This is a genomic window from Streptomyces sp. 8K308, from assembly GCF_004348315.1.
In the GTDB taxonomy this organism is placed as follows: domain Bacteria; phylum Actinomycetota; class Actinomycetes; order Streptomycetales; family Streptomycetaceae; genus Streptomyces.
Genome location: NZ_SMKC01000432.1, coordinates 1 through 5,170 on the forward strand (window position 1 = coordinate 1; position 5,170 = coordinate 5,170).

Genomic DNA, 5,170 nt, shown 5'->3' on the forward strand with positions numbered 1-5,170 from the left:
GTCGACACCCTGGCCGCCCTCCGCGCCGCGGCCCGCGCCGGCACCCAGGTCCACATCGGCTACGTCACCGCCGACGGCGTCGCCGCCCCCCACGTCCTCTCCCCGGTCCGCGTGGAGGCCGGCCTCGTCACCGCCTTCGACCACACGGCCGACGAAGTCCGCACCTACCCCCTGCACCGCATCACCGGAGCGGTGCCGCTCCGCTCGGCTTAGCCAGGCACCGGGGCGGGTGCGCTGCGCTCGGCTTAGCCAGGCGCCGGGGCCTGGCGGCCCCGTGCCGGTGCGCTGCGCGCGGCTTGGACAGGACGTCGGGGCCGCCCCCGCGGCGCCGCCACGCTGCGCGCGGCCTGAGCAGGCCCCCGGGGGCCTGGCGGCCCGAGCCGACGCGCTGCGCGCAGCTTCCGCCAAGCCTTGGGCCTCGCGGCCTCAAGGCAATGCGCTGCGCGCGACTCGAACACGGCGCCGGGGCCGGTGCGGCAGATCAGGAGAAAGGTAAAGCCCAGGAGCGTGGCTACGCCGGGCTTGTGTCTACCGTCGCGGCCCGCTCACGGAGTTGTTCCGCGCTGGCGACGCCGCGGAGCCGGTTCAGGTCGAGCCGGGCGCGCATGTCGAGGACGGCGTCGTGGACTTTCATGGAGTGGAGACCGTCGGCGCAGTCAAGGAACTCGTTCCACGCGGCGAAGGCGCCGTCGATGTCGTCTCGGCGCAGGCGTACCTGGCCGAGGTCGGCGAGGACGATGGCGCGGGTGCGGCGCCGGTCGAGTCCGTGGATGTCGAGGGCGTGGTGCAGATGATCTTCGGCGGCGTCGAGGTCGCCGAAGCTGGCGAGGATCATGCCCGATTCGTGGGCCCACCGGCCGGCCGAGTAGTGGGCGGCCCAGGACTCCCCGGGGATTTCGGTGCGCGTTCGATGGCGGTCTGCGAAGCGGCCAGGGCCTTGGTGGCGGTGCGGCGATCGCCGTCGGCGGCGGCGTTGGCCAGGGTCGCGTTGTAGTACGCGATGGCGCGGGGCTCACGGAGGTAGCGCGCGTAGCGGACGCACTCTTCGGACAGCCGGACGGCGGCCCGATGGCCGTGGTCGATGGCCTGGACAGCCATGCCCCACAGAGCGGTCGCGGACAGCTCCGCATCCCCGGCCTCGGCCGCAAGCCGGTAGGAGTGGGCGTAATACCGCCGAGCAAGGCCCTGGTTGCCCTCGTCTCCAGCCATCCACCCGGCCAGATGCACCAGCTGGGAGACGGCCGCGAACAGCTCGCGGCCGGTCGACCCTGGCCGGGATCGCCACCGCCCCCCTGGTCCGCCGCATCACTCCGACCGATCTCCCGCCGCACGCGGCGACCACACCGCGGGTCGAGGTGCTGGCCGGGCTGGGGGTCCCGCACCCGGACGAGCTCTGCGAGGTCTGGTGGGACGCGGCCCTGGCCACGGCCGCCGGCACCGAGCTGTTCCCCGGCGTCATGGACGGGCTGATGGCCCTGAAGAACGAAGGGACGGCCACCGGTCTTGTCACTCTCCAGCACCGGTCCCGGCTGTCCTGGCTGCTGCCACCGGCCGTGCTCCGCTGCTGCACGTGACCGTCTGCCGCGAGGACGCCGAACCCAAGCCCGCCCCGGACGGCATCCGGCTCGCCCTGGACAGGCTTGGCGTCAGCCCCGCCGAGGCGGTCTTCCTCGGCGACACCCCCGGCACATGCGGGCCGCCCTCGCCGCCGAGGTCACCCCGATCGGGGCCGGGTGGGGCTATGCCGGAGGCCAGGCCCTGCGCGACGCCGGGGCCGCCGTCGTGCTGCACGACCCGGGCTGGATCGGCCCCGGCCTGCTCGATCACCGGGTCACGGCCTCGGCTACGGCACGGTCGCGTTAAGCGATCATGAACTCCGACCCGCTACAGTCGGTGGTGCGGCAGACCTCCGCTCCTTCGCGGGCTGCCGCACCACCGATCGTGATCGACGGATCTGGAGTCATGGTGTACGCCGTGGGGGCGCGAGCTATCTGCGTCGAGCTGGGGAACTGAGAACACTCTCAGTCCTGGTTCTCGGCCCGGCTCGGCGTGTGATCACCCCACCAACCTCTTCGCGACTCCCCCGTGAGGCCACCCAGCCATGCGCTCGACGCAGATCCGCAACACTTTCACCGACTTCTTCACCTCCCGCGGCCATCAGCTCGTCCCCTCAAGCCCGCTGATCCCCAACGACCCCACGCTGCTGTTGGCGAACGCCGGGATGAACCAGTTCAAGCCCTACTTCCTCGGCGAGACCCGGCCTCCCTTCCCTCGGGCGACGTCCATCCAGAAGTGCGCCCGTACCTCCGACATCGACAACGTCGGCCGCACCAACCGGCACGCGACGTTCTTCGAGATGATGGGCAACTTCTCCTTCGGCGACTACTTCAAGGAAGACGCCATCGCCTATGCCTGGGAACTGCTGACCAAGGGCTACCAACTGGAGAGGGAGAAGCTCTGGATCACCGTCTACCAGGACGACGACGAAGCCGAGCGCCTCTGGCGCCGCATCGGCGTACCCGCCTCCCGCATCCAGCGGCTCGGGATGGAGGACAACTACTGGTCCATGACTGTTCCGGGCCCGTGCGGCCCCAGTTCCGAGATCAACTACGACCGTGGCCCCGCCTTCGGCAAGGAAGGCGGCCCGGCCGTCGACGGCGAACGCTACGTCGAGATCTGGAACCTGGTCTTCATGCAGAACATCCGCGGCGAGGGCCCGGCGAAGAAGGACTACCCGATCGTGGGTGAACTGGCCGCCAAGAGCATCGACACCGGCCTGGGCCTTGACCGGCTCGCCGCGATCCTCCAGGACGTTCCCAACGTCTGCGGCACCGATCTGCTGGTCCCCACCCTCCACACGGTCCAGGACCTCGCCGGCCGCTCCTGCCCCACCCAGGGTGAGGAGAAGGTCTCCTTCCAGGTCGTCACCGAACACGCCCGCTCCGTCGCCTTCCTCATCGCCGACGGCGTCCTCCCGGCCAAGGATGGCCGCGGCTACATCCTTCGGCGCCTGATGCGCCGGGCAATCCGCCATGCGCGTCTGCTGGGCATCGACGGCCCCGTCCTGCCGAACACGACCGCCAGTGTCATCACCAACCTCGGCGACGTCTGGCCCGAACTCGCCAGCCAGGCGGCCCTGATCGAGCAGGTCGTCACCGCCGAGGAGGAGTCCTTCACCCGCACCCTCACCCAGGGCACCCGGTTGCTGAACGCCGCGATCAGCCGTACCCGCGAGACGCGTCTCGCCACCCTGCCCGGCGAGACCGCCTTCGAACTCGCCGACACCTACGGCTTCCCCCTGGAACTGACCGTCGAGGCCGCCCGCGAGGCGGGGCTGACCGTCGACGAGGACCGGTTCGCCGCGCTGCTGGACGAACAGAAGAAGCGCGCGAAGGCCCGCAGCAAGGCCAAGACCGCCGAGGCCCTACGCGCGATGGACACCTACCGCGAGCTGGCCGCCCGCCTGCCGCGGACCGAGTTCCTCGGCTATCAGCAGCTGACCGCCGAGGTCACCGTCACCGGCCTGATCTCCGGCGGTGCCGTCGCCACCAGCGCCGGTGAGGGCAGCGATGTTGAGCTGGTCCTGGACCGCTCACCGTTCTATGCCAAGGCCGGCGGCCAGATCGGCGACACCGGCACCCTGACTCTGAACGAGGGAACACGCCTGCGGATCACCGACACCCGCTACGGACTGGAGGGCTTTCGCGTCCACACCGCCCGCATCCTCGAAGGCGAACTCCTCACCGGCTCAGTCGGCCAAGCCGAGGTGGACGCCGAGCGCCGAGCGGGCCTGATGCGCTCGCACTCCGCCACCCACATCCTGCACGCCGTCGTCATGGCCACCCTCGGCGACCACGCCCGCCAACAGGGCTCCCTCGTCGAACCGGACCGGCTCCGCTTCGACTTCGCCCACTTCACCGCCCTCACCCCCGACCAGCTCCACCAGATCGAGAACGCCGTCAACGGCCACGTCCTCGACGACCCCGCCGTCCGCGCCTGGCACGCCGACCGCGCCGAGGCCGAAGCCGCTGGCGCCATCGCCCTGTTCGGAGAGAAGTACGGCGACACCGTCCGCATCGTCGACATCGGCGACTTCTCCCGCGAACTGTGCGGCGGCACCCACGTCGCCCACGGCTCCCAGGTCGGCGCCTTCCGCCTGCTGACTGAATCCTCCATCGGCTCCAACCTCCGCCGCGTTGAAGCCCTCACCGGCCACGGCACCCTCACCCGTCTCGACACCGAGCGGCGCCTGCTGAACGAGGTCGCCGGACTCCTCGGCACCCGCCCCGGCGACGTCCCCGAGGTCCTGCGCAAGCGGCTGGAGGCACTGGCCTCCGCCCAGGACGAACTCGCCCGGCTGCGCGCGGCTGAGCTCCGTCAGCAGGCCGAACTCCTTGCCGGACAGGCCCAGCCCGCCGGGGAGAGGGGCCTGCTCCTGATCCGGCGCATCACCGGGATCGCCCCAGATGAACTGCGTGAATTCGCAGCCGACGCCGTGACCCGGATCCCGCACGACCGCGCGATCGTCGTCCTCGGCGCCGAGCAGGACGGGAAGGCTCTGCTCGTCGCCGCGGTCTCCCGCCGCCTCAACGAGGACGGCGTCGAGGCGAGCCAGATCCTCATCGAGGCCGCCCGCGTGGTCGGCGGAGGATCCGGTGGGCGCGGTCCGGTGGCCAACGCCGGCGGCCGGCAACCCGAGCACCTCGACCAGGCGCTGGAATCTGCCGGACGGCAGGCAGCCCAGCTCCTTGGCCGCAGCTGAGCCCGGCCGCCCCGGGACGGACGGCTACCGTCCCGGGGCACCGCTCACCGCGTCAGCTGCATGATCCGCAGGGCGCAATGGGCGTCGGGACGTTCGGTTGCTCGAACTCCTCTGCGAGGTGCTGGTAGGCGCCGGGTCGTGCCGTCGCGGTTCCTCTCTGGGTAGCAGCCGGTACGGGTGACTCCCGCGAGCGTGGCGGTCGTTGCCTCGGCTTTCCAGCCGGGCGAAGCCCGGCACAGGCAGCCACCGGGCCCCCGTGCCCGGCCTGAGCCGTGCGCAGCGCGTCGGCTCGGGGCCGCCAGGCCCCGATCACCGCCACGGCCGCGCCGCGCCGCGATGCGCGGCGCGGCCGTGGCGGTGGTCGGGAGGGGTCCCGAGGTGGGGGGATTAGCGTGCGGCGCGTGGTGA

Annotated in this window: 6 protein-coding genes and 1 pseudogene; 5 read left to right on the forward strand and 2 right to left on the reverse strand. The window is 71.6% G+C overall.

What is annotated here, in order from left to right; all coding sequences use genetic code 11:
- Nucleotides 1–213, forward strand: a 213-nt coding sequence (locus tag E1265_RS33315) for a WYL domain-containing protein (RefSeq protein WP_132934690.1), incomplete at its 5' end; no start/stop codon positions are given.
- Between the two features lie 298 nt (nucleotides 214–511).
- Here E1265_RS33315 and E1265_RS40885 read toward each other — a convergent pair.
- Together E1265_RS40885 and E1265_RS40890 are read right to left on the reverse strand one after the other, a co-directional pair.
- Nucleotides 512–835 (reverse strand): hypothetical protein, encoded by a 324-nt coding sequence (locus E1265_RS40885; RefSeq protein ID WP_132934691.1) that lies wholly within the window; start codon nucleotides 833–835, stop codon nucleotides 512–514.
- Nucleotides 832–1,209: a hypothetical protein gene (locus tag E1265_RS40890; RefSeq protein WP_165953968.1), complete on the reverse strand. Its 378-nt coding sequence runs from the start codon at nucleotides 1,207–1,209 to the stop codon at nucleotides 832–834. Before E1265_RS40890 ends, E1265_RS40885 begins: the two co-directional genes overlap by 4 nt.
- Nucleotides 1,210–1,355: 146 nt before the next feature.
- Here E1265_RS40890 and E1265_RS40010 point away from each other — a divergent pair, with 146 nt between their 5' ends.
- From E1265_RS40010 to alaS, 4 genes and pseudogenes are all read left to right on the forward strand, one after another.
- Entirely contained in the window at nucleotides 1,356–1,574 is a 219-nt protein-coding gene (locus E1265_RS40010; protein WP_243741293.1) for a hypothetical protein, read from the forward strand.
- A pseudogene (locus tag E1265_RS40015) lies at nucleotides 1,571–1,624 on the forward strand (hypothetical protein); the annotation flags it as partial. The gene E1265_RS40010 and the pseudogene E1265_RS40015, both read left to right, overlap by 4 nt.
- 65 nt (nucleotides 1,625–1,689) lie before the next feature.
- A complete protein-coding gene (locus E1265_RS40020) occupies nucleotides 1,690–1,863 on the forward strand; it encodes a hypothetical protein (protein WP_243741294.1) in 174 nt (57 codons plus the stop codon).
- A 238-nt stretch (nucleotides 1,864–2,101) separates the two neighbouring features.
- Nucleotides 2,102–4,762, forward strand: coding sequence for an alanine--tRNA ligase (gene alaS, locus E1265_RS33330; RefSeq protein WP_132934692.1), 2,661 nt, complete (start codon nucleotides 2,102–2,104; stop codon nucleotides 4,760–4,762).
- Nucleotides 4,763–5,170 lie beyond the last annotated feature (408 nt).